This is a genomic window from Pseudomonas palleroniana, from assembly GCF_003031675.1.
Lineage (GTDB): Bacteria > Pseudomonadota > Gammaproteobacteria > Pseudomonadales > Pseudomonadaceae > Aquipseudomonas > Aquipseudomonas palleroniana.
Window position 1 is genome coordinate 44,496 of sequence record NZ_PYWX01000046.1, and the last position, 23,561, is coordinate 68,056.

Sequence of the window (23,561 nt, forward strand, 5' to 3'; positions counted from 1 at the left end):
GACGTTGAAGGCGCTGATCAGCGCCCTTCAGTTGCCCTTCTCCTTCCTGTCATTTTCCAGCCACCGATCGATGCTGTAGTTCTTCAGCCATCCCTCAGTGTTGTGGCTACCAAAAAAACGCGTGCCGTTGGCCTTGCTGCTCTCCAGCGACGCCAGCAAGCCCGAGCGCTCAACCAGATTCCTGGCCAGGTACACCTGCTGCTCGCTGTATCTTTTTTTGGGAAACCCGGTGGCCGCATCCCGCACAACGTCACCCTTTTTATCGGTTTCGTCAGGGTCCTGGCTCATCTCGAGCAGCTTGTCGGTCTTCACATATCGGTGTTTCTCAAAAAAGAAACTGTAGTCCTCGGCTGTGTCGCGCAGCTCATCGAACATTACCCTGAATGCCCTGACGACCTCTGCGTCGGTCTTGGAATGAAAGGGGTCTGCGCTATGCCTGTCCGGGTGGGTGTTACCGACCCTTGAATCGGCTGCCTTGGAAAGGCTGTCTGTGGTGATAAAACCGCCATTGGCGACAATCGCCTCGTTCAGCCTGGGGCGGTTGAGTATCTCTCGGGCCAACAGGATGATGCGCTCGGCTACTGCGCTCTGGTTCGGCGCTTCACCCGCAATCTGCTGCAATGCACGTTGGCTCAGCTTTCCGTCCTTCTTGAACGTGTCCAACATGGAAAATTCGTTTTTCAGGGCCGTTGCCAACATATGATCGTCGGAGCTGGCGTAGGGGTTTGCAGCAGGGCTCATACGCCCAAAGGCAGATGGGCCGTCAACCTGCGGATCGGCCCCGCTCATCCCGCCGATGAAAAAATGATTGGAGGACAGACCTGGCGCAGAAGATTGTCCCAGCGCCGGGGCACCCGCGCCCGTAGCGGGCGCACTCCATGAAAAAGGCAGCCGGCGGCCTGGATTATTGATCCCGTCAGTCATGCTTCATACCCACCCTATTTAGATTCCGTAACCTGAGCCCGAGTGCTTGACCGTCTCAAACGCCTTGAGAGCCAGCGCTGCATAAGCCTGGGTTGTGTGGTTGCCGAAAAATAATGGTTCCGGAAAATCGCCGCTCCCGGTGAGGAATATCCCTGGTAAAACTTGAGCATTTGTAACCGCCCAAGCCGTCCAGGGCTCACTCTCGATAACATCTGCGCATCAAAAACAACTAGCGCTCATGGCGTAACAATTTGCTCCAGAACATCGCAAAGATTGACCCCGCGGGACGGGATACCGGCTCATCTGCAAACGGCCTGGCCCCTCTGTCGAAGTCTTCGGCGGTGGGCGCCCTGAAGCTGCTCTTTGGCGAGGAACTGAGATTGACCGCAAGCGCTTTCAAGTTCTGTTGAGCGGTGGCCTCCTGGGCTGACGCGGGCAGTGTCGAAACACTGTGCTGGGAATGGCGAGGTTCAAGTGATGTCGAGTTCATGTGCCAGGGCCTGACTCAATAGATGAGGACATCCACCGATGACCAACCACCGTTGGATGTACTTTTCGTGGTAAATCTGGGTGAAGGGTTCCTGTGTAATTGAACGTGTGTCCTGCGCAGGTCTAGTCAGACACCTTCAGCCACTGCTTCAACTCTTCACGGGAGATCTTGCGATCACGCTGCCACTGGAAAGCGTGATCCATCGAAGCCTTGAGTTCCGGACGCACCATGAGCTCTTTCGCCAAATGGATGAGCTTGTCCTGGGCGGGTATGCCCGTCAGTGGTTGCTTCGCCAGACGATCAAGCTCGCGGAGCTTGATCGAAGGGGGAAAATAGCCGGTGGCTAACTTACTGAATTGAGCGAGCAGTTCCTGGACAAGTTGCTTGTCACTGTGAAGCTTCAGGGGATTATCGGAGCTGATAAAGCTCGCGATATTGGCTTCAGTTAAATGACCATCCTCAATGCCGGTCTCGCCATCTCGATCAAGAGCCTCCAATAGGCCAGGATGGCGCAACAAGTCTTGCGCCAGGCGGATGTTCGCGTCTTTGACCGGATCACCGGTCAGTCCTTTATTGGCCATTGCTCGCACACTGTCGGCGGTTACGCGCTGCAACGGAGGCATTTTGAACGCGCAATAATTATCCAACAGTTGTTGCGCAAGGGCTGAGGAGTGAGCCGGATTGGGACGCGGCGGTGGCCCCGGGTTTGGTTGTACGCCCACAGGCAGCGGGCGCTGAGGTGGACCTGGCTCTGGTTGCGGTCGCTGGGGCGGGCATGAAGAGTGGCAATGACCAGGGAAAGGTCGTTGCACAGGCGTATCGAATACCGGCCCGTGATGCTTGCCCGTTTGCGCATAGTTCATGCCACCTGGGCGGCGCGCACTGGATGGCGTGCCGGAACCGGCAGTTTCGTGGTTAGCCTGGCCGGGTGAGCGAGCGACTGTCTGATTGAATGCGGATATCGACATAGGATTCTCCAGTGCTGTGTATTGGGCGTCTTGCCTCACTGCAATCGTCAATCGCAAGCAGGCCAATCTTGTGTGGCAAGCGTGCAGATATCGGTTCCTCACAGCGTTGAAGAATTCCAGGCAGCAGTAGGAAGAACCTCTCAGTAAATAAGGAGCAAAACGCAAATCGCCGCCGTCCCAGGGCGGGGCGGCGGCGATTTCCCACTCAATGCAGGTCTAGAACCCGACGCTGGCCTGTACGAAGAAGGTACGAGGTTCACCCAGGTACAGCCCGGCATTGTTGTCGCTGGAGCGCGTGTAGTGCTGCTGGTCGAAGACGTTTTTCACGCCGACGCCAAGCTTGAGGTTGGACAATTGCTCACCGAAGTCATACCCGCTGCGCAGGTTGACCGAGACATAACCCGGGATATCGCCGTATTGGCCATCGGCCGTGCCCTGGGTGATGTAAGTGGTGCCAGTACCGGGTGCACGTTGGCCGGATTGCGCGTAGACATCCAGGTTATGGGTCCAGTGATTGATGTCGTAGCGCAGGCCCAGGGTAGCCACTTCACGGGAGTACAGCGGCAAATCACGCCCCTTGAAGGGCACGTCGCCTTCGGAGGTGGCCTTGGTGTAAGTGAAGCCGGCATTGGCGGTCAGGCCGTCCAGGCGCGAGTCGAGGTTGGACAGATCGTAGTGGGCCGACGCTTCGATGCCGGTGTGCTTGGTGGCGCCGAGGTTGGTCCAGCCTACGTCATTGCTGACGTACTGCAACTCATCCGAGAAGTCGATGTAGAACAACGTCACTTCGCCGCCCCACGCGCTGTCGTTGTAGCGCGTGCCGACCTCGTAGGTCTTGGCTTTTTCCGGGTTCAGGCCGTTGGCGGTCTGGTTGCCGGTGCCACCCTGGCCCAGTTGAAAGTACTGCAGGCTGCCAAAAGAGGTTTCGTAGTTGGCGAACAGTTTCCAGGCATCGGAAAGGTGGTACATCACGCTCAGGGCCGGCAACGGTTCGTTGTTATGCACCTCGCGGCGTTTTTCCTCGGTACGCTTGCCGTTGAGGGCGACAACCGGACGGTCGTGCCATTCGGTGCGGATGTCTTCGAAGCGGATGCCCGGAGTGATGGTCCACTTGCCGATATCGATTTTGTTATCGATATAAAACGCATTGGCCTCGGTGCCGCCCGTGCGGTCCTGATAGACATGACCATCACTTTGACCGCCTGGCGTGGGCACATTGTTGACCAGGTTGAGACTGGTCGCCTGCTCGTGCATGCCTTCCTTGAGGTAGCGATAACCCAGGCTGACTTCCTGGGTGCTCGGGCCTACGTCGAAAACATGCGACACCCGGGGTTCGATGCCGAACGTGTAGTAAGTGCGCGGATAAGAGCCGAGTGTCTTCAGGTCGCGGTTGGCAATGTTGCTGCCACGGAAACTGTCGGAATAGTAGGTCAACACTTCCGCCTGGGTACGGTCATCGATCTGACGGATGTATTTGAAGGAAACATCCTTGCGGCGCCCGCTGAAATTGTCCCAGTCACGTACCGATTGATAGGGGTTGGCGTCGAACTGCTTTTGGGTCAGGCCGCCGGGCATATCGGCGCTGGCGTCGTAATAATGGAAGTTCAGCGAGAAGTCGTCTTGGTCGGTCGGCGCCCAGTGGGTCTTGAAGATCACGTCGTCGATATCGTTGGAGTTGTTACTGCTGCGATAGCCGTTGCCTTTGACGCCGGAGTACAACAATGCCGCGCCGATGCCGTTGTCTGCGGTGCCGCCGACGAAGGCATTCTCGATGTGTTTCCAGCCACCATGCGCCGAGGTTTCCAGGGTGGTGCCGACGTCACCGGAGAACTTCTCGGGAATGGCGCGAGTCACGAAGTTGATCACACCGCCGACGTTCTGCGGCCCATAACGCACGGAGCCGGCGCCGCGCACCACGTCGATGCTATCAAGGTTACCCGAGGAAATCGGGGCCATCGACAACTGTGGCTGACCGTATGGGGCGAAAGCCGCCGGTACGCCATCGATCAGTACGGTGGAGCGTGGCGACAGGCGTGACGTGAGTCCGCGCACGCCAACGTTGAGGGAAATATCGCTACCGCCCGTGCCGTTGGCTTCCTGCACCTGCACGCCGGGAATGCGGCGCAGCACGTCACCGACGTTCATGGCGCCCTGCTCCACCATGGCTTCGCGACGCACGACCGTGCGCGCGCCTGGATGGTTCTGCACCACTTCGGCATTGGCATCACCCAGCCAGTCGCCGACCACCTTGATATCAGTAATACCCAGTTCAACCGGTGAGCCGGCTTCCCCCGTGCCGCTGCTCACTGGGCGCAAGGTCACGGAACCGGCGTCGATCTGGTAATCCAGGCCGCTGCCTTGCAGCAATTGGCGCAGGGCCTGTTCCGGTGAAAGGTTGCCGTCAACGGCGGGTGCTTGTTTGCCCGCGACCATGTCAGGGCTGAAGAACACTTGCAGGGAAGTCTGCTGGCCCAGTTGACTCAGCGCCGCGCCCAGCGATTGGGCGCGGATGTGGATACCATCGCCAGCGTAGGCTGCCGGCAACGCGGCGCTGACTGCCAGCGCCAGGGCGAGAGGCGCCCAGCAGGAAATTTTATTGTTGTTCACGGCAAGTTTTTTCACGTCGAACCTAGTCCTGTGATCGCAAGAGTGCGCATCCGTTAATGCAAACCAGTTGCAGTTGCAGGAGAAGACGAAGAACTCGAAAAAAACCTGAATGTCAGCGTGAAATAATTTCCTGGCTGCCGTCCGGCAAAGCGCGCACCGCTACCGGCAATATGTGCGGCAAGGCTTTGAGCAAGGCATCGGTATCGCTGGACTTGAACACGCTGGTCAAGCGCAGGTTACCCACCGCAGTCGAGCTGACCCGCAATGGCCGCTCGCGGTATCGCGATACCTCGCGCGCCACATCGCCCAGTGTGGTGTTGTTGAACACCAGCTTCCCGCTGCGCCAGGCCGTCAGTTCATCGGCATTCACAGCGTAGGCAGTGGCGACTTGCCCTTGGGCATCGACATGAGTGGCGCGGCCCGCCGTCAGCGTCACGAGCTGATCCGACGCACGCCCTGTGACGTTGACCGTACCGGCCTCGACCACCACGCGGGTTTGGTCATCATCTCGGCGCACATCGAAACGCGTACCGGTGACTGTCACCTGCCCTGCCCCGGCGGCCACCACAAACGGACGGCTGGTGTCATGCTCCACGCTGAACATCGCTTCGCCCTGCTTCAACTCCACTGCGCGGCGGCCCTTTTCATAATGCACCGCAACCACGCTGCGGCTGTTCAGGTCCATTATCGAACCATCGGGCAAGGCGACCTGGCGATGCTCTCCTACACGCGTGCTGAACTCGGCGCTGTAAGGCTTTGGATGATCGAGCCCGCTGAACAGGCCCAGCCCCAAGGCGACCGCCACCACACTCGCGGCCACCGCATAACGCCAGGCAGCGCGCCCTTTGGGCCGCGTCACCGGGGCGTCGCACAGCGCCTGCAAGCGCGCCTTGGGTAACAGGTCCGCAGCGCTCCACACCCCTTGCAACACATCTAATTCGTATTGGTGCTCGGGCCGCTGTGCTCGCCATGCATCGAAACGTTGACGCTCTTCGTGGCTCAGCTCGGTGTCCTGCAAGCGTACAAACCATTGCGCGGCCTCGTCGCGAGCACGGCTATCCATCGTTGAAGGTCCTGTTTCAAAACGAGTCATGGGGCCAACGCATCCAGGCGATCACGCAGATGCCGCAGGGTGCGGATCATATACTTTTCCACCATGTTTTTAGACAAACCCAGGCGATCGGCAATTTCCTGCTGGGTCAGGCCTTCGATTTTCTGCCAGATGAAAATCTTGCGACAGTTGAGCGGCAGCTCGGCCAAGGCCCGCTCGACGGACTCCGCCAGCTGGATGGCATGCATGTAATGCTCCGGATCGCCCTGATGAGGCGAAGGCTGGTCAAAGGCATCCAGGACCATAGCCTCCCGGCGGTCTTCCCGGCGATAGGCGTCCACCGCGATATTGCGCGCCGTTTGATGCAGATAGGCACGCGGCTGCTCAACCTCGGCGGAACTTGACTCGAGCACGCGCACAAAGGTGTCGTGGGCCAGGTCTTCGGCATGCTGACGGTTTCTCAGGCGACGTGTCCAAGTGCCGACCAATTCTTCGTAGTGCTCGAAAAAGCCTGTTCTGCGGGGCGGCTGGGGAATCATCGCGTGAGCACTGGGAAGACGGGGGTGTAAATAGTAATGTTTCCCATTAAACAGGGCAAATGGCTTGCTTCGGCCAGTGGTAGGCTTTCAGAAAAAACGACAAAAATGGCATGTTCGTCCTTTTCTGTAATCTCTTGGGTCTAATTTTTCGAAAGAAACCGCACATTCAATAGGTCCACTATGCACATCCCCGTCAGCATCATCGGCGCAGGCCTGGGCGGTCTCACTTTGGCCCGTGTCCTGCACATCCACGGCATTACCGCCACCGTCTATGAAGCTGAGCCATCGGCAAACGCTCGCGCGCAAGGCGGGATGCTCGACATCCACGACTACAACGGCCAACTGGCCTTGCAGGCTGCGGGTTTGGCTGACGATTTCCGCGCCTTGATTCTGGAGGGGCACGAGGCGACTCGCGTACTTGATTACACAGGCACAATTCTGTTCGACCAACCCGACGACGGCAGCGGCGGTCGCCCAGAGGTCATGCGCGGCGAGCTGCGCAAGATGCTTCTGCGCTCACTTCCGGTCGATACCGTGCGTTGGGGCCACAAGGTCAATAGCGTGCGCCCCCTCGGCGAAGGCCAGCATGAGGTGACATTCGCCGACGGCTCTCACATTGTCACCAACCTGCTGATAGGTGCGGACGGTGCCTGGTCAAAGGTCAGGCCGCTGCTCAGCAACGCTATCCCCGAGTACATGGGCCGCTCGCTCATTGAAACCTACCTCTATGACTGCGACGCCCGGCATCCCGCCACAGCCAACGCGGTCGGTGCCGGTGCGCTGTTCGCACTTCAACCAGGAAAAGGGATCCAGGCACACCGTGAGCCTGACGCCACGCTTCACACCTACATAATGCTCACCAAACCGCAAAGCTGGTTTGCCGCCATCGACTTCACCGACCGAGCAGGCGCGGCCGCGCGGATCGCACAGGAGTTTGCAGGCTGGTGCCCTGCCCTCACTGCACTGATCACAGAAAGCGATACCGAATGGGTATGGCGCCCGCTTTTTAGTCTGCCGGTTGAACACCGTTGGAATCGAGTGCCTGGAGTCACACTGATCGGCGATGCCGCACACCTTGCGGCCCCGAATGGCGAAGGCGCCAACCTGGCCTTATACGACGGGGCCGAACTCGGCAAAGCTATTGCTTCACACCCTGATGACGTCGAAACAGCCCTGCACGAATACGAACAGGCCATGTTCCAGCGCAGCGCACGAGTGGCGGCTGAAAGCAATGAACTGCACGAGTTGATCTTTGGTCACGAAACACCGCATAGCCTGGTCAGCCTGTTTGAATCACCCCGGGCTTCGTAGACGCTGCGAGCGCTTTCTTCTCCTGGAAGCTGAACTTGTACGCCGCAGAGCCTGTCCTCAAAAAGGACTCTCTTCGAACGTGGGTGCGCAATGCAGATTTCCTTGCAGCAACAAGTGGCGCTGGTCACCGGCGCCAGTTCCGGCATCGGCGCCGGTGCGGCCAAGGCGCTGGCCGAGGCCGGCGCGGCGGTGGTGCTCAACTACAACTCCCAGGCCGCGCCCGCTGAGGCCCTGGCGGCGCAGATCAACGCCAGCGGCGGCCGAGCGATGGCCATCGCTGGCGACGTGTCCAAGGAGGCCGACGTTGAACGCCTGTTCGCCCAGACCCTCGACGCCTTCGGCCACCTCGACATTCTGGTGGCGAACTCCGGCCTGCAAAAAGACGCCAACCTGGTGGACATGAGCCTCGACGACTGGAACACCGTGATCGGCGTCAACCTCACCGGCCAGTTCCTCTGCGCGCGTGCGGCCGTGCGTATTTTCAATCGCCAGGGTGTACGTGAGGGCGTGTCGCGAGCCGCCGGTAAAATCATCCACATGAGCTCGGTGCATCAGGTCATTCCGTGGGCCGGCCATGTGAATTACGCGGCGTCCAAGGGCGGCGTGGAAATGCTGATGCGCACCCTCGCCCAGGAAGTCAGTGAGCAACGCATCCGCATCAATGGAATCGCGCCGGGGGCGATTCGTACGGCGATCAATCGTGCGGCCACCGAAGGCGCGGCCGAGAAAGAATTGCTCAAGCTGATTCCCTACGGTCGGGTCGGCGACGTGGAAGATGTAGCCAACGCGGTGGTCTGGCTGGCCAGTGATGCGTCGGACTATGTGGTCGGCAGTACCCTGTTCATCGATGGCGGCATGAGCCTTTATCCGGAGTTCCGTGGCAATGGTTGATTTCCAGAACGAACCTCAAAGTGCGATCGATGCCCACGGCATCATTGGCGATATGCGCAGCGCGGCCTTGGTCAACGACCAAGGCAGCATCGATTTTTTCTGCTGGCCGGAGTTCGACAGCCCGTCGATCTTCTGCGCGCTGCTGGGTACGCCTGAAGCGGGTGTTTTCCAGCTCACCCCCGACTTGCCCAACGCCCGCCGCGAACAGATCTACCTGCCCGACACCAATGTGCTGCAAACCCGTTGGCTGAGCGACGAAGCCGTGGTGGAAATCACCGATCTGTTGACCGTCAGTGAAGAGGTCGACGACTTGCCGCTGCTGATTCGCCGGGTGCGGGTGGTCAGCGGCACGGCGACGATTCACCTGCGCTGCGCCGTGCGCCATGACTATGCCCGGGCGCCGACACGCGCCCGCGCCGAAGCGGGCGGCGTGCTGTTCGCTGCCGACGGCCAGCCCGACCTGCGCCTGGTCGGCAGCCACCCGTTGACTCTCGAAGAGGATTCGGCGGTCGCCCGCTTCAGCCTCAGTCAGGAACAAGGCGCCGAGTTCGTGCTGGGCGGCGCTGACGATCCACGCGTGACCAACGGCTGTACCGACCTGTACCTGGAACGCACCTTGAAGTTCTGGCGCGGTTGGATTGCCCAATCCAACTACCGCGGGCGCTGGCGCGAAATGGTCAATCGCTCGGCCCTGGCGTTGAAACTGCTGACCTCGCGTAAACACGGCGCAATCATCGCCGCCGCCACCTTCGGCCTGCCGGAAACCCCGGGCGGCGAACGTAACTGGGATTATCGCTACACCTGGATCCGAGATGCCTCGTTCACCGTCTACGCCTTTATGCGCCTGGGCTTCGTCGAGGAAGCCAACGCCTACATGCGCTGGCTCAAGGGCCGGGTCAGTGATTGCTGCAGCCAACCGACCAAAATCAATATCCTCTATGGCATTGACGGGCGCCAGGAGTTGCCCGAGGTCGAACTGGACCACCTCAGTGGCCATGGCGGCGCCAGGCCGGTACGGGTCGGCAACGAAGCGTTCGATCAGATCCAGCTGGATATCTACGGCGAGTTGATGGATGCGGTATACCTGGTCAACAAATACGGTGAAGCCATTTCCCACGAAGGTTGGAAACACACGGTGGAAGTCGTCGATCAGGTCTGTGAGATCTGGAACCAGAAGGATGTCGGCATCTGGGAGATGCGCGGTGAGCAACATCACTTTCTGCATTCACGGCTGATGTGCTGGGTTGCCCTGGACCGCGCGATCCGCCTGGCCTCCAAACGCTCGCTGCCCGCCCCCTTCGCACGCTGGGACCAGACCCGCCAGGCGATCTACGCCGATATCTGGAGTAACTTCTGGAACGAAGAACGCGGGCATTTTGTGCAGCACATCGGCAGCACGGCGCTGGACGGTTCGATGCTGTTGATGCCGCTGGTGCGCTTTGTCGCCGCCACCGACCCGCGTTGGTTGTCGACCCTGGAAGCGATCCAGAAAAGCCTGGTCCGCGACGGCATGGTGTACCGCTATCGCAACGACGACAGCCAGATCGACGGCCTGCAAGGGACCGAAGGCGCGTTTGTGGCGTGCTCGTTCTGGTATGTCGAATGTTTGGCTCGCGCAGGGCAAGTGGAAAAGGCCCATCTGGAGTTCGAACAATTGCTGCGCTACGCCAACCCGTTGGGCTTGTATGCCGAAGAGTTCGACGGCCAGGCCCGGCATTTGGGTAACACGCCGCAGGCATTGAGCCATTTGGCGCTGATCAGTGCGGCGACGTTTCTGGATCGTAAGCTCAGCGGGGTGAAAACTGTCTGGCAGCCCTGATGTTTCGTCTAGAGTCTGAAAACCTTCGGCCCACTCATCGGAGCCCCCCATGACCTCGACCGCTGCGCTGTTCTATGTCCGTACGTCCATGCTCGATGTGGCCTATGAAGCCCAGGGCCCGCTTGATGGCGAGCCCGTGATCCTGCTGCATGGCTTCCCCTATGACCCTCGCGGCTACGATGAGATTGCACCGGTACTCGCCGAGCGCGGCTATCGGGTGCTGGTGCCCTACCTGCGCGGTTATGGTCCGACGCGGTTTATCCACGATCAGGTGATGCGCTCCGGGCAGCAGGCGGCGCTGGCCAAGGATCTGCTGGACTTCATGGACGCGTTGTCTATCCCGCAAGCGACACTGGCCGGTTACGACTGGGGCGGGCGGGCGGCGTGTATTGTCGCGGCGCTGTGGCCCGAACGCGTGCGCGGGCTGGTGACGGGGGATGGCTACAACATCCAGGACATCGCCCGCTCGCTTACGCCGCGTGCACCGCAGACGGAGCATCGGTTGTGGTACCAGTACTATTTTCACACCCCGCGTGGCGTGGAGGGGCTGACGGCCAATCGCCGTGAGCTGTGCGAACTGCTGTGGCGGCTGTGGTCACCGACCTGGGCCGAGGGTCCGGGCCTCTACGGCCAGACCGCGCCATCGTTTGATAACCCGGACTTTGTCGAGGTGGTGATTCATTCCTACCGCCACCGTTTCATGTACGCACCCGGCGATCCGGCGCTGGAAACCATCGAGCAGGCGCTGGCGCTGCAACCACCGATTTCGGTGCCGAGTATTTCGCTGTGCGGTGCCGATGATGGTGTGGGGCCTCCTGCGGTGGAGGATGACGATGTGGCGCACTTCAGCGGTTTTTACCGGCGTGAAGTCTTGCCCGGCGTGGGCCACAACATCCCACAGGAAGCGCCGCAGGCGACCCTGGCGGCGTTGCTGGAATTGCTCGCTTACGACACCGGTGAAAAGCGTTCACGGTAAGCCTGGGGCGTCACCGCCAGCGCCCGTAAAAAGCTGCGACGCAGGGTTTCTTCACTACCGAACCCGCATTGCACGGCGATGCGTTTGATCGGCAGCGTGCTGTCGGCCAACTGCCGGCGAGCGGCTTCCACACGGATCAGTTCGACCGCTCGCGCCGGGGTCTGGCCGGTTTCAGCACGGTAGTGGCGGACAAAACTGCGTTCACTCATGCACGCCTTGGCGGCCAGGGTTGAGAGGTTGAGGTCCAGGTTCAGGTTGTCCGCGATCCAGGCGTGCAACTCGGCAAAACGGCTATCGCCTTTTTGCAGGGACAGCGCCACGCTGAACTGCGATTGCCCACCCGGACGCTTGAGGAAAACCACCAGATGCCGCGCGACCTCCATGGCAACGGCGCGCCCCAGGTCCTCCTCCACCAGCGCCAGGCACAGGTCGATACCGGCGGTCACACCGGCAGAGGTCCATACCGAGCCCTGCTGGATGAAAATCGGATTGGACTCCACCGTCAGCGCAGGAAACTTGCGCGCCAGTTCTTCGCAGCGGGTCCAGTGGGTGGCCACGCGGCGGCCGTCGAGCACGCCACTGGCGGCCAGCAGGAAAGCCCCGGTACACACCGAGGCCATGCGTCGGGTGTGTCGGGCTTTTTCGCGTACCCAGTCGACCAGCACCGGATCCTCGGCAGCCCCGTAAACGCCCCAGCCACCGGCGATCACCAGGGTATCGACGGGCTTATCGGCCGGTGGCAGCGGTTCGGCCACCAGCGCCAGGCCGGCGGAGGTCGTGACCGGCGCGGCCTGGGCAGCGATCACCGACACCGCGTAGGGCAACGGTAGCCCGCGCTGCCGGGCAAGATCGTTGGTCGAGGCGAACACCTGCAACGGCCCGGTGACATCGAGCACCTGTGCATTTTCGAAAGCGAGGACGTGGATGATTTTGGGCATGATTGGCGTGATCTGTGGGCTCAATGGCGTATGCGCCAAAGCCTAGGCCTCTAGAGTGAAGCTGTCCACCCCTCTTCTGGAGCTTTATCCATGACTTTGCAGATCGGCTTTCTGTTGTTCCCCGGCGTCCAGCAACTAGACCTGACCGGCCCCTACGACGTGTTGGGCGCACTGCCGGATGTGCAACTGCACCTTGTGTGGAAAGACCTGGCGCCGGTCACCTCCAGCACCGGCATGGTCTTCACACCGACCATGAGCTATGCCGATTGTCCGCGCCTGGATGTGGTTTGCGTGCCCGGTGGCACCGGCGTTGGCGCATTGATGGAAGACCCACAGACCCTGGATTTTCTCAAGGAGCAGGCCCATACGGCGCGCTATGTGACGTCGGTGTGCACCGGCTCCCTGGTGCTCGGTGCGGCGGGTCTGCTGCGCGGTCGCAAGGCCACCACCCATTGGGCCTATCACCACCTGCTTGCGCCGCTGGGGGCAATCCCGGTGCAGGCACGTGTAGTGCGTGACGGCAACTTGTTCACCGGAGGCGGCATCACTGCCGGGATCGACTTTGCCTTGACCCTGGCTGCGGAGTTGTACGACGAGGACGTCGCCCAGTTGGTCCAGCTGCAGATTGAATACGCGCCAGCGCCGCCGTTCGACGCCGGCAACCCGAACACCGCGCCCGAGGCAGTGCTGGAGGAAGCTCGAAAACGCACGGCCGAGCCGCGTCGGGTGCGGGGTGAAATTGTCGCCCGGGCAGCCGCACGGTTGCGCTGACAGCGGTGCTCAGGCCGGACGTGACATTAACGCCAAGCGCGCAGCCAATAGCATCAGCACCGTCGCCAGGCCCCATTGCTGGAGCCTGGCGCTCTGGCCGGCTCCAGCAAACAAGCGGCTGAGCGCACCGCCAAACACCCCCAGCAATCCATGAAACACGCCGGCAATCACGGTCAGAACACACCCCAGCACCAACAGTTGTATCGCAATGGAGCCGGCCTCGGGCCTGACGAACTGGGGCAGGAACACCATGAAAAACAGCAGCGCCTTCGGATTGAGCAAACTGTTGAGCATGGCCTGCAGGAACACCTGGCCCAAGCGCACATGACGAACCTGGGCCAAGTCCAGGCTGGCCTTTTTTTGCAACGTCTTGTACGCCAGCCACAACAGATAGATCACCCCGGCATAGCGAATCAAATCAAACGCAGGCGGCCAACTGGCGACCAGTGCGGTCAAGCCGGTGGCGGTCAAAACCGTCAGGAGTAAATCCGCGACGCAGATCCCCAGGCTCGAAGCCACGCCACCGCGCCAGCCATAACTCACGCCGTGACTGATCACAAAAGCCATGTTCGGCCCCGGAGACAACAGCAACAGTAAGACCGCGCCTGAAAAAACTGCCAGGGTTGCCAAATCGATCATGCTCACGCCGTCCAGTCAGGAAAGCTTACAGACTAAGTGGCTGACCTTGCGCCTACAAAAAATTGTGCTGGATACATTCTTCCCGGCCCATCATGTCGGCAGAACACGCAACACGCTCCGCCTGCCCCCTTTTCCTACCTCTAGTTAGAAAAAGGTTTCCGATTTGTACAGGAAAACTCCCACATTTGTTTCTACACTCCAAATCACACCCGACATCAGACGGAATCGGACAAGGAGTGCCAATAAAATGACAGATAAAAATTATTTAGAATGCCTAGATTTTGAAAAACGCAAAATGGTCAAGTTATTGACTAATGCTCGAAAATAAAACATCCTTCAACGACTGCCCCCACCGATCTCCTTCATTTGGCTGGCTCCACGTGAATGGAATGGTTGCGTTTGACACAGAGTAGCCGTCGTTCGACTTGCCCCTGATAGCAGCCCGCTGCCTATCGGACCAACTCTCGAACATTGAGCTTGGAGTGCGATGAGGGATGTTTTTATGCGCGAGAAGTCATCGGTCGACAGCCTGTTTTTGACCCGTGCCGGTTTTGTTGAGTTTTTTGTTGTATTCGTCAAATTGATTCATGGCCTGACTGCGATCTTGCCGCCTCTGGTCCTGGTATTGTTCCTCGACCCGATGGCCCATGAATTGCGTTCCCACTTCCTCGGCCTGCTGCTGTTTTTTGCGGTGCTGACCATCATTCTGTTTCAAGCCCTGGGTATTTATTCCGAGGAGCTTTTCAGTAATCGCCTGCGCCTGCGCAGCAACATCGTGGCGTGGTCTGCGGCGTTCTGCATCTTGCTGTTCATGTATCAGATCCTGCAGTTCTTCCCGCAACTGACCCCACGCAACCTGGTGGTCTGGTACATCGCCAGCCTCGGTTTGTTCTGTGTGGAGCGTTTGGGGGTGCTGCGCCTGTATCGCAACCTGATGCGCAAGGGCAAATACCTGCAACGCACGGTGATCCTGGGCTTCACCGACACCGCCGTACATGTGGCCGACCACCTGCAACGCAACGGCGATATCCGCTCCGGCCTGATCGGCTTTATCGACGATCGCACCGAGCGCATTCCCAAGGAACTCAGCAGACTGCCGTTGCTGGGCAACACCCGCGACCTGGAAAAACTGATCCGCGCCGAACAGGTCAACCAAGTGATGATCTGCCTGCCCTGGGCCGCCGAGCAACGTATCCACGGGCTGGTCAATCGCCTGCGGCAGATGTCGGTGAATGTGATGCTGGTGCCTGACATGGCCGCCCTGCGCTACGGCCACAGCCGCATCACCGACGTCGGCGGTATCCTGATGTTCAACACCTCGCAATTGCCGCTGCGCGGGTGGTCACCGTTTATCAAGCGCTGTGAAGACTTGCTGCTGGCCAGCCTGGCACTGGTGGTGTTTTCGCCGGTGATGCTGGTGACGGCCATTGCGATCAAGCTCGACTCCAAAGGCCCGGTGCTGTTCCGTCAGAACCGCTATGGCTACAACGACAACGAGATTCGCGTGTTCAAGTTCCGTTCGATGTTTACCGAACAGAGCGACTTTACCGCCGAACAGCAGACCACCCGCGAAGACCCACGCATCACCCGCGTCGGCCGCATCATCCGCAAAACCAGCATCGACGAGCTGCCGCAACTGTTCAATGTGCTGCTGGGCAATATGTCCATGGTCGGCCCGCGCCCACATGCCACGGCGACTAAAGCGGCGGGCATTCCGTTTGAAGTGGCGGTGAGCGAATACAGCTCAAGGCATCGGGTCAAGCCGGGCATCACCGGCTGGGCGCAGATCAATGGCTACCGGGGTGAGACCGATACCCTGGTCAAAATCCAGAAGCGTGTCGAATACGACCTGGAGTACATCTCCAAGTGGTCGGTGTGGTTTGACTTGTACATCGTTTGCATGACGATCCCGGCCGTCCTCTCCACCAAGGAAGTGTATTGATGAATACCCTCAACGGATTAATTCCCTGCATTATCTCGGGTGGTTCAGGCACACGGCTGTGGCCGGTGTCTAGGCAGAACATGCCCAAGCCCTTCATGCGCATGCGTGATGGCCAGAGCCTGTTGCAAAAGACTTTTCAGCGCGCCGCCAAACTGCCCGGCGTGGAAAGCGTGCTCACGGTGACCAACCGCGACCTGCTGTTCCGCACCCTGGATGACTACCGTGGGGTCAACAAGGCCCACCTGCCCCTGGACCTGCTGCTGGAACCGTTCGGCCGCAACACGGCGGCGGCCATCGCCGTCGCCGCGTTGCATGTGCAGGAACACTTCGGCGGCGACGCGCAATTGCTGGTGATGCCCGCCGACCATTTGATCTTGAATGAAGTCGCGTTCGCCCAAGCCGTGACCCAGGCCCGCGACCTGGCCGAAGCCGGCTACCTGGTGACCTTCGGCATTCAGCCCGACCACCCGGAAACCGGCTTCGGCTACATCGAAAAAGGCGAAGCCTTGAGCACCGGCAACCGGGTCAAACGCTTTGTCGAAAAACCGGACCTGGCCACCGCCCAAGGCTATCTCGACGGCGGCAAGCACCTGTGGAACGCCGGCATGTTCTGCTTCAAGGCCAGCACCCTGGTGGATGAGCTGGCGACCCACGCCCCCGACGTACTGGCGGCCGCAAAAGCGGCGCTGGAGCACAGCCAGCACCTGCAGAACAAAACCTCGCGCCAGCGTGAACTGGACGCTGAAGCGTTCGGCAGCGCACCGGATATTTCCATCGACGTGGCCTTGATGGAAAAGTCCAGCCAAGTGGCCGTGGTGCCCTGCGACATCGGGTGGAGCGACATCGGTTCCTGGGAAGCCCTGCGCCAGCTCACCCCGAGTGATGCCCATGGCAACCAGGTGAACGGCGAAGCGATCCTGCATGATGTGCACAACTGCTACATCGACTCGCCCAAGCGCGTGCTCGGCGCCGTGGGCGTGAAAGACCTGATCATCGTCGACACCCCCGATGCCCTGCTGATCGCCGATGCCCACCGCAGCCAGGACGTGCGCTACATCGTGGCCGAACTCAAGCGCCAGAACCACCCGGCGTTCAGCCTGCACCGCACGGTCACCCGGCCCTGGGGCACCTACACCGTGCTGGAGGAAAGCAGCCGGTTCAAGATCAAGCGCATCGTGGTCAAGCCGCAAGCATCGCTGTCGTTGCAGATGCATCACCACCGCAGCGAACACTGGGTGGTGGTCAGCGGCGCCGCACAAATCACCAATGGCGACCGCGAATTCCTGATCAACGCCAACGAATCCACCTATATCCCGGCCGGGCACAAACACCGCCTGACCAACCCCGGCATCATCGACCTGGTGATGATCGAAGTGCAGAGCGGCGAGTACCTGGGCGAAGACGACATCGTGCGCTTCGACGACATCTATGGGCGTGCCCCGGCCGAGGTGAAAAAGTGACATGCGGACCTCGTTGATCATCCCGACCCGCAACGCCTCCAGCCACCTGGCACGACTGCTGCCGGCGCTGAAAATGCAGACGCTGCAACCGGACGACATGCTGGTGGTCGACAGCGCCTCCAGCGACGACACCGTGGCGCGGTTTCGCGAATTCGGCGCGCGGGTCGAGGTCATCGACGCGCGGGACTTCAACCATGGCGGCACCCGGCGCTGGGCCAGCGAGCAAGTGGACGGCGATGCGTTGATCGTGATGACCCAGGACGCAATCCCGGCAGCCCCCGAGACCTTCGCCAACCTGTTGCGCGAATTGCAGGAAGACCCGCTCAACGGCGTTGCCTATGGCCGCCAACTGCCGCACCCGGACGCCGGGGTACTGGGCGCACAATCGCGGCACTTCAACTACCCGGACCAGAGCCGCAGCAAGAGCCTGGCCGATGCTCCGGAGCTGGGGATCAAGACCTGCTTCAGCTCCGATTCGTTTTCTGTGTACCGACGCAGCGCATTGCAGGCCGTCGGTGGTTTTCCCGCCGACGTGATCGGCAGCGAAGACGCCTATGTGGCCGCACGCATGCTGCTTGAAGGCTACAAGGTGCGCTACGCCGCGTCCGCGCAGGTGTATCACTCCCACGATTACCGCCTCATGGATGAGTTCCACCGCTACTTCGACATTGGCGTGTTCTACGGTCGCGAGCCGTGGATACGCGAGGCATTCGGCGATGCCGGCGGAGAAGGTAAACGCTATGTACTGGCGGAGCTCGCAGCATTGCGTGCTGCCGGTGCATTGCATCGCGTACCCGAAGTACTGGTGCGCAGCGCGTTCAAGTTGCTCGGCTATCGGCTGGGCCATCAGGAACGCCGGCTACCCATCGCCCTAAAGCGGCGCATCAGCATGTTCCCCGGTTATTGGAGGTGAGCACATGACCCACAGGAAGTCCCCCTTGATGAAACGAACCTTGCTCGTCCTGGCCATGATGGCCTTGGCCGCCTGCAATACGCCCGCACGCATCGTCCCACCGGACGACAAGACGGTCGAGGAAGGCAAACGCGCCCTCGACCAACTGGCCCAACTGCCGCCGGCCGTGGAACGTATCCGCGTCGGCGACCAGTTGCGCATCGTGCGCGATGCCGGAGAAATGCCGACGCTGTCAGCGTTCAACGTCAGCACCATCTATGAGCTGACGCTGTACACGGTGCAGGCCGACGGCAAGATCAACTACCCCTTCCTGGGGCCGATCCAGGTCGCCGGGCGCCAGCCCTCGGAGCTGGCCACCGAGCTGAGCAACAAACTGGCGCCGGTGTATCGCGAGCCGCGGGTGACGGTGAACATCAATCAGGCACCGGGTAACTCGGTGATCGTCGGCGGCGCGGTGAACAACCCGACGGCAGTGCAAATCGGCACGGCCAACACGCTGGAACAGGCGATTGTCGGCGCCGGCGGGGTGAACCCCTCCGGCAACGCAAGCATGGTCGCGCTGCTGCGCGAAGATGCCCAGGGCGCCTACCGTGCCTACTTCCTGGACTTCAGCCAATACCTCAAGACCGGGCCTAACGGGCGCAAACAAGTGCGCCTGCAACGCGGCGATGTGGTGTTCGTGCCCAAATCCAACGTGGGCGAACGCATCCAAGGGGTGGATACCTACTTGAACCAGTTGATTCCGTTCACCAAGTCGATCGGGGTTGGCTACAACTACACCCGAACCAGCGGCAGCAACAACTAAAGGAGCGACATCCCATGATCGAGATCCGTTCTTTTCGGGATCTTCTGCGCCTGTTCTTCATCTTCAGACATGAGTTCAAGCTGGCGGCCATCGCGGCGCTGGTCATCATGTTACTGGGGGCCTTCCTGCTGCCCGCCAAGTACGAGTCCACCGCACGCCTGCTGGTCAAGCCTGGGCGTGACTCGACCTTGCCGATCGAGATCAGCAACCGCCAGGCGCTGGTGATGCCCAGCACCCAGCGCGACCCGATTGTCGACGAGGAGCGCCTGCTGACCGGCCGCCCGATCGTGCGCGCGGTGGCCGAGCACTACCTGGAAGTGATTGAAAATGCACCGCCGCCGGAAGGTTTCTGGAAGCGCACCAAGTACTACGTCAAGAGCGGCATCGGTGCCGTGTTCGACGGCGTGCGTGTAGTGCTGGAAACCGTCGGTATCGTCGAAAAAACCACCCCGGTGGAACGCCTGGCCGCCAGCCTGGAGAAAAACTTCGAGGTGAGCCACGCCGCGGGGTCCACGGTGATGGATATCAGCTTCAAATGGGGCGACCCGGAAATTGCCCAGATGGTGGTCAAGAACTGGATCGAGACCTACATCAACGAACGCACCCAGGCCCTGGGCCGCAAGAGCCTGTACGCGTTCTACGAGGGCCAGGTCAACACCAGCGCCAACGAGATCAAGAGCTATAAGCAACAGATCCTCACGCACCTCAACGAGATCGGCGCGGCGAGCATTACCGACCGCCTGGAGGACTTGTCCGAGCGCATCAACGTGCTGCGCGGCGAGACCTTCAACACCACCCGCCTGATCGCCTCTTCCGACAGCGCCCTGGAGAGCACTCGCAACCAGCTCAAGACCCAGCCCAAGGAAGTGACCACGGTCCGCCAGATCGCCCTGAACCCGCAGCAGCAGGATTTGCGTCGCCTGCTCAACCAGAAGCTGCTGGAAAAGGCCGATATGATGCGCACCTACACCGACAATGCACCGCCGGTCAAAGCGCTGGACGCCTCGATCCTTGCCATGCAGGCCCAGGTCGCCAGTGAAAGCAACACGGTGCAGAGCTCGGAAAACCGTGCGCCGAACACCCTGGAAATCCACTTGCAGCGCGTGCTGCTGGATGAGTCGAGCAACAACCTGGCGTTGCGTACTCAGTTGGTTCAGCAGCAGAAACAACTGGTCAACCTCGAAGCCCAGCGCAAGCAGGCCCTGGAGATTGAGCCGGAGCTGGCGCGCCTTTCTCGCGAGTTGAGCGCCACCGAGCGCAACTACGCGCTGTATGTGGACAACCTGGAAAAGTCGCGCATCGACCGTGAACTGGATAACAGCCAGATCAGCAACATCGCGGTGATCGAAGAAGCCACCCTGAACCCGGGCCGCGTCTTCCCGAAAACCCTGGTGATGCTGATGTTGGCGATCCCGTTTGCCATCGTCGTCGGCCTGTTGGTGGTCTACCTGTGCTACCTGCTGGACCAGCGCATTCACGATGGCGGCCTGGTGGAGCGCAAATTCGGCTTGCCGCTGTGGACCACCCTGCCGGAGCTGGACACCAGCACCGCCCAAGGCACCAACGCGTTCAATGCGAGCATTTACCGGCTGTACGGTTTGCTGCAACTGGAGCGCATCGCCGAACAGGGTATGACGCTGGGGCTGACCTCGGCGCGCCACGGTGAAGGCGTGACCTTTGTGGTGGAACAATTGCGCCAATTGCTGCAAGAGAACGGCATCAACGTGCGTGTCGGCGGTGCGGCACCGGCGGCACAGGGGGAAGTGGTCCTGCTGGATGCTTCGGCCCTGCTGGATAACCGCGATGCGTTCGTCACGCTGCGCCGCGCCGACCTGATCGCACTGGTGGTGGAAGCGCAAAAGAGCACGGTGCCGGTGGTGGAGCATGCCCTGTCGATCCTCAACACGGCGTTTGGCAAAGTCGACGGCATCATCATCAACCGACGCAAGTTCGAAGTGCCGGCCAAGGTGCTGCAAAACATCGCCAAGTACCGGGGGGCGTTCTGATGCGCATCGCCCTGCTTGCGCCCTTGCCGCCGGAAAAGAACGGGATCGCCGACTACGCGAACCATTTCAAGACGGCTTTGGAGCAATTGGGGGTGACGGTGGTGACACCGTTGAGCGGCGTGGCAGGCAACAGCGTTGCCATCAGCCAAGCCATCGCCGCGTTCGACTGGCAAGGCGTGGACCTGGTCCACGCCGAGCTGGGCGGCGGGCGGTTGGGAGAATTCCTGGCCTTGCGCGAGTTGCGCAAGGCGCTCCCCAAGCTGCCGCTGACCGCAACCGTGCATGACCCGGAGCGCATGGTCTGGCGCCGGGAGCGTTTGCCCTTCCCGCTGAACCTGTTGGAACGTTTGCCCAGCCCACTGCCCCAGGCAGCGGTGGTGCTGGCAGACCCGCTGACCTTGAGCGAAGAACGCCGCGTCGCCCAGGACCTGACCCGGCTGGTCACCCTCACCCGCCTGGGCGCCGATTGCCTGAGCGAGCGCATGCGCTTACCTGCGGGCAAAGTGGCCGTGATCAACCACGCCAACCTGGCGATTGCGCCGGCAGCCTTGCCGTCGCTGGACACGCTGCGCCTGCTGTACTTCGGTTTCATCTACCGTGGCAAAGGCATTGAAGACTTGTTGCAGGCCCTGGCCGCCGTCTTCAAGCAAGCCCCCCTATTGCGTGACCGTGTGCGCCTGACCCTGGCCGGTGGCACTGCCGCCGAAATGGCGTTCGGCGCAGGCGGCAATTACCTGGAGCAGTTGAATAGCCAGATCGCCGACCTCGGCCTGGCGGGCTCCATCGACTGGCGGCTGAACCTGCCGGCCAGCGAGATTGCCCAGACGATCCAGGCGCACCATGTGATGGTGCTGCCGTATCGCGAATCGAAAAAACTCGGCCTGCTGGGCCGCCAGCGCGGCACCAGTGGCGCGCTGTCCTGGGCCGCCGCGTGTGGGCGTGGGGCGATCACTTCGGATGCGCGCGCGTTTGCCGAGGAGGTCGCCAGCGGCAATGGCTTGATCTTTCCCCAGGGCGATGTGGCCGCATTGAGCGAGCAACTGTTGCGTCTGGCGAATACGCCGACACTGGCGCAGGACTGGGCTGAACGCGCCGCGCAAATCGGCCGCGAACGCCTGTGGCCGTTGACCGCGCAGAAGTTCAAAGACCTTTTTGAGCAAGCCATCGCAGGAGCACCCTATGGCGCATAAACGGACTTGGTTCGCCTCACTGCTCGTGATCGTCGCGCTCGGCCTGAGCGTTTTTCTGTGGGGCCGCCAGGCCGATGCCGAGAGCCATGTGCTCAAAGGCAACAAAGTGCTGGTGTGGAAGGATTTCCTGGGAGTGAACGCGCAGTTCCTGTGGTTCAGCCCCACGCTGTATCAACAGCAGATCGACAAACTCAAAGCCCTGGGCTTGCAGTGGGTGCGCCTGGACCTGCACTGGGACCAGTTGGAGCCTGCCGAAGGCCAGTATCAGGTTGCGACGCTGGACCAACTGGTCGGCAACCTGCAGACCAACCAGCTCAAATCGGTGTTCTACCTGGTGGGCTCGGCGCCCTTTGCCACCACGGCGCCGCCCGGTGCGCCGTACCAGGACCAGTACCCACCGAAAAACCCGGATGTATTCGCCAACCGCATGGCGCTGTTGTCCCAGCGCTACCCCAGCGTCGACGCCTGGCAAGTCTGGAACGAGCCCAACTTGCTCGGCTTCTGGCGCCCGGTAGCCGACCCCGCAGGCTATTTCACCCTGTTGGCGGCGACCACCAACGCCTTGCGCACGGTCAACCCGGACAAACCCGTGGTTGCGGCCGGCATGGCCTTCCTCAGCGAAATGCCCAACGGCAAGACCATGCTCAGCGCCCTCAGCGCCCTGGGCGTAAATCGCCTGAATACGGTGGTGTCCTATCACCCCTACAACCAGCTGCCCGAGGGCAATGATCCGGCCAACTTGGACTTTGTCGCCAAGACCCAGGCACTCAACCAGTCCCTGCGCGCAGAGGGCGTGAAAACCCTGTGGAGCACCGAGTGGGGCTGGTCGAATTACCCGGGGCCCAAAGAGGCGCAAGACCTCATCACCCGGCAGCAGCAGGCTGACTACGTGGTACGCCGGGTGGCGCTGATGAGCGCGATGGACTTTGACAAGATCTTCCTGTTCACCCTCAGTGACCTTGACCAGCGGGCCAGCGTGCGCGACCAGTCCTATGGTTTGCTCGACATCAACGCCAACCCCAAGCCGTCCTACACAGCGCTGAAGAACTTCCTCGATGTGAGCGGGCCGCAACTGACGCCCGGCGATCCGCCCATCGCCGACCAGTTACCCGACGGCCTGTTCAGCATCGGCTGGACCCGCGCCGATGGCCATAAGCTGTGGTACTTCTGGTCGGCACAGGGCGGTAACGCACACCTGCCGAACCTGACCAGCGCGACCCTGTACGACCCGCTGCGCGGCACACAAACCCCGGTGAGCGGCACCAATGGGTTGACCGTGCCGGTCAAGTCGAACCTGCAAATTCTGTTATGGGATTGAAGC

Annotated in this window: 19 protein-coding genes; 12 read left to right on the forward strand and 7 right to left on the reverse strand. The window is 60.9% G+C overall.

Annotated features, from left to right (window positions below):
• Positions 1-27 precede the first annotated feature (27 nt).
• From C9383_RS15315 to C9383_RS15340, 5 genes are all read right to left on the reverse strand, one after another.
• Positions 28-924: a hypothetical protein gene (locus tag C9383_RS15315; RefSeq protein WP_162843540.1), complete on the reverse strand. Its 897-nt coding sequence runs from the start codon at positions 922-924 to the stop codon at positions 28-30.
• 612 nt (positions 925-1,536) lie between these two features.
• The gene (locus C9383_RS15325) at positions 1,537-1,995 is read right to left on the reverse strand and encodes a hypothetical protein (RefSeq protein ID WP_090372467.1); all 459 of its coding nucleotides are present in this window, start codon (positions 1,993-1,995) and stop codon (positions 1,537-1,539) included.
• A 603-nt stretch (positions 1,996-2,598) separates the two neighbouring features.
• On the reverse strand, positions 2,599-5,004 hold the full coding sequence (locus C9383_RS15330) for a TonB-dependent siderophore receptor (protein WP_090372153.1): 2,406 nt from the start codon (positions 5,002-5,004) through the stop codon (positions 2,599-2,601).
• 97 nt (positions 5,005-5,101) lie between these two features.
• Complete coding sequence (locus C9383_RS15335) at positions 5,102-6,052, reverse strand: FecR family protein (RefSeq protein WP_090372155.1); 951 nt, start codon at positions 6,050-6,052, stop codon at positions 5,102-5,104.
• Between the two features lie 26 nt (positions 6,053-6,078).
• Complete coding sequence (locus tag C9383_RS15340; RefSeq protein WP_090372158.1) at positions 6,079-6,579, reverse strand: sigma-70 family RNA polymerase sigma factor; 501 nt, start codon at positions 6,577-6,579, stop codon at positions 6,079-6,081.
• Between the two features lie 180 nt (positions 6,580-6,759).
• On the opposite strand from C9383_RS15340, the gene C9383_RS15345 reads away from it, so the two are divergent.
• The 4 genes from C9383_RS15345 (at position 6,760) to C9383_RS15360 (ending at position 11,576) form a co-directional block, all read left to right on the forward strand.
• A complete protein-coding gene (locus C9383_RS15345; protein WP_090372160.1) occupies positions 6,760-7,890 on the forward strand; it encodes an FAD-dependent oxidoreductase in 1,131 nt (376 codons plus the stop codon).
• A 90-nt stretch (positions 7,891-7,980) separates the two neighbouring features.
• Positions 7,981-8,781: a glucose 1-dehydrogenase gene (locus tag C9383_RS15350; protein ID WP_090372162.1), complete on the forward strand. Its 801-nt coding sequence runs from the start codon at positions 7,981-7,983 to the stop codon at positions 8,779-8,781.
• Positions 8,774-10,600: a glycoside hydrolase family 15 protein gene (locus C9383_RS15355; RefSeq protein WP_090372164.1), complete on the forward strand. Its 1,827-nt coding sequence runs from the start codon at positions 8,774-8,776 to the stop codon at positions 10,598-10,600. The genes C9383_RS15350 and C9383_RS15355 overlap by 8 nt, the downstream gene beginning before the upstream one ends.
• A gap of 49 nt (positions 10,601-10,649) precedes the next feature.
• Positions 10,650-11,576, forward strand: a complete 927-nt coding sequence (locus C9383_RS15360; protein WP_090372166.1) for an alpha/beta fold hydrolase — start codon at positions 10,650-10,652, stop codon at positions 11,574-11,576.
• On the opposite strand, the gene C9383_RS15365 is transcribed toward C9383_RS15360, so the two are convergent.
• Positions 11,546-12,514 carry a GlxA family transcriptional regulator gene (locus C9383_RS15365; RefSeq protein ID WP_090372168.1) on the reverse strand — a complete coding sequence of 323 codons (969 nt, stop codon included), beginning with the start codon at positions 12,512-12,514 and terminating at the stop codon, positions 11,546-11,548. The genes C9383_RS15360 and C9383_RS15365 overlap by 31 nt on opposite strands.
• A gap of 90 nt (positions 12,515-12,604) precedes the next feature.
• Between C9383_RS15365 and inhA the strand changes: the two genes are divergently transcribed.
• Positions 12,605-13,285, forward strand: a complete 681-nt coding sequence (inhA, locus tag C9383_RS15370; protein WP_090372170.1) for an isonitrile hydratase — start codon at positions 12,605-12,607, stop codon at positions 13,283-13,285.
• 9 nt (positions 13,286-13,294) lie between these two features.
• Here inhA and C9383_RS15375 read toward each other — a convergent pair whose 3' ends face one another.
• Complete coding sequence (locus C9383_RS15375) at positions 13,295-13,924, reverse strand: LysE family translocator (RefSeq protein ID WP_090372173.1); 630 nt, start codon at positions 13,922-13,924, stop codon at positions 13,295-13,297.
• A 502-nt stretch (positions 13,925-14,426) separates the two neighbouring features.
• Between C9383_RS15375 and C9383_RS15380 the strand changes: the two genes are divergently transcribed.
• The 7 genes from C9383_RS15380 to C9383_RS15410 are packed head-to-tail and all read left to right on the forward strand — an operon-like array spanning position 14,427 to position 23,558.
• Positions 14,427-15,866 (forward strand): undecaprenyl-phosphate glucose phosphotransferase, encoded by a 1,440-nt coding sequence (locus tag C9383_RS15380; RefSeq protein WP_090372175.1) that lies wholly within the window; start codon positions 14,427-14,429, stop codon positions 15,864-15,866.
• Complete coding sequence (locus tag C9383_RS15385) at positions 15,866-17,326, forward strand: mannose-1-phosphate guanylyltransferase/mannose-6-phosphate isomerase (protein ID WP_060752369.1); 1,461 nt, start codon at positions 15,866-15,868, stop codon at positions 17,324-17,326. Before C9383_RS15380 ends, C9383_RS15385 begins: the two co-directional genes overlap by 1 nt.
• A 1-nt stretch (position 17,327) precedes the next feature.
• On the forward strand, positions 17,328-18,239 hold the full coding sequence (locus tag C9383_RS15390) for a glycosyltransferase family 2 protein (protein ID WP_090372177.1): 912 nt from the start codon (positions 17,328-17,330) through the stop codon (positions 18,237-18,239).
• A gap of 28 nt (positions 18,240-18,267) precedes the next feature.
• Positions 18,268-19,044 carry a polysaccharide biosynthesis/export family protein gene (locus C9383_RS15395; RefSeq protein ID WP_090372180.1) on the forward strand — a complete coding sequence of 259 codons (777 nt, stop codon included), beginning with the start codon at positions 18,268-18,270 and terminating at the stop codon, positions 19,042-19,044.
• 14 nt (positions 19,045-19,058) lie between these two features.
• Positions 19,059-21,050, forward strand: coding sequence for a GumC family protein (locus tag C9383_RS15400; RefSeq protein WP_090372182.1), 1,992 nt, complete (start codon positions 19,059-19,061; stop codon positions 21,048-21,050).
• The gene (locus C9383_RS15405; RefSeq protein WP_090372184.1) at positions 21,050-22,240 is read left to right on the forward strand and encodes a glycosyltransferase; all 1,191 of its coding nucleotides are present in this window, start codon (positions 21,050-21,052) and stop codon (positions 22,238-22,240) included. Before C9383_RS15400 ends, C9383_RS15405 begins: the two co-directional genes overlap by 1 nt.
• Positions 22,230-23,558 (forward strand): cellulase family glycosylhydrolase, encoded by a 1,329-nt coding sequence (locus C9383_RS15410; protein ID WP_090372186.1) that lies wholly within the window; start codon positions 22,230-22,232, stop codon positions 23,556-23,558. Before C9383_RS15405 ends, C9383_RS15410 begins: the two co-directional genes overlap by 11 nt.
• The last annotated feature ends 3 nt before the right edge of the window (positions 23,559-23,561 follow it).

Excerpts from the sequence above, each read along its gene's own strand:
- C9383_RS15315 (WP_162843540.1), bottom strand. The coding sequence starts at position 924 with ATGACTGACGGGATCAATAATCCAGGCCGCCGGCTGCCTTTTTCATGG.
- C9383_RS15325 (WP_090372467.1), bottom strand. The coding sequence starts at position 1,995 with ATGGCCAATAAAGGACTGACCGGTGATCCGGTCAAAGACGCGAACATC.
- C9383_RS15335 (WP_090372155.1), bottom strand. The coding sequence starts at position 6,052 with ATGGATAGCCGTGCTCGCGACGAGGCCGCGCAATGGTTTGTACGCTTG.
- C9383_RS15340 (WP_090372158.1), bottom strand. The coding sequence starts at position 6,579 with ATGATTCCCCAGCCGCCCCGCAGAACAGGCTTTTTCGAGCACTACGAA.
- C9383_RS15345 (WP_090372160.1), top strand. The coding sequence starts at position 6,760 with ATGCACATCCCCGTCAGCATCATCGGCGCAGGCCTGGGCGGTCTCACT.
- C9383_RS15350 (WP_090372162.1), top strand. The coding sequence starts at position 7,981 with ATGCAGATTTCCTTGCAGCAACAAGTGGCGCTGGTCACCGGCGCCAGT.
- C9383_RS15355 (WP_090372164.1), top strand. The coding sequence starts at position 8,774 with ATGGTTGATTTCCAGAACGAACCTCAAAGTGCGATCGATGCCCACGGC.
- C9383_RS15360 (WP_090372166.1), top strand. The coding sequence starts at position 10,650 with ATGACCTCGACCGCTGCGCTGTTCTATGTCCGTACGTCCATGCTCGAT.
- C9383_RS15365 (WP_090372168.1), bottom strand. The coding sequence starts at position 12,514 with ATGCCCAAAATCATCCACGTCCTCGCTTTCGAAAATGCACAGGTGCTC.
- inhA (WP_090372170.1), top strand. The coding sequence starts at position 12,605 with ATGACTTTGCAGATCGGCTTTCTGTTGTTCCCCGGCGTCCAGCAACTA.
- C9383_RS15375 (WP_090372173.1), bottom strand. The coding sequence starts at position 13,924 with ATGATCGATTTGGCAACCCTGGCAGTTTTTTCAGGCGCGGTCTTACTG.
- C9383_RS15380 (WP_090372175.1), top strand. The coding sequence starts at position 14,427 with ATGCGCGAGAAGTCATCGGTCGACAGCCTGTTTTTGACCCGTGCCGGT.
- C9383_RS15385 (WP_060752369.1), top strand. The coding sequence starts at position 15,866 with ATGAATACCCTCAACGGATTAATTCCCTGCATTATCTCGGGTGGTTCA.
- C9383_RS15390 (WP_090372177.1), top strand. The coding sequence starts at position 17,328 with ATGCGGACCTCGTTGATCATCCCGACCCGCAACGCCTCCAGCCACCTG.
- C9383_RS15395 (WP_090372180.1), top strand. The coding sequence starts at position 18,268 with ATGAAACGAACCTTGCTCGTCCTGGCCATGATGGCCTTGGCCGCCTGC.
- C9383_RS15400 (WP_090372182.1), top strand. The coding sequence starts at position 19,059 with ATGATCGAGATCCGTTCTTTTCGGGATCTTCTGCGCCTGTTCTTCATC.
- C9383_RS15405 (WP_090372184.1), top strand. The coding sequence starts at position 21,050 with ATGCGCATCGCCCTGCTTGCGCCCTTGCCGCCGGAAAAGAACGGGATC.
- C9383_RS15410 (WP_090372186.1), top strand. The coding sequence starts at position 22,230 with ATGGCGCATAAACGGACTTGGTTCGCCTCACTGCTCGTGATCGTCGCG.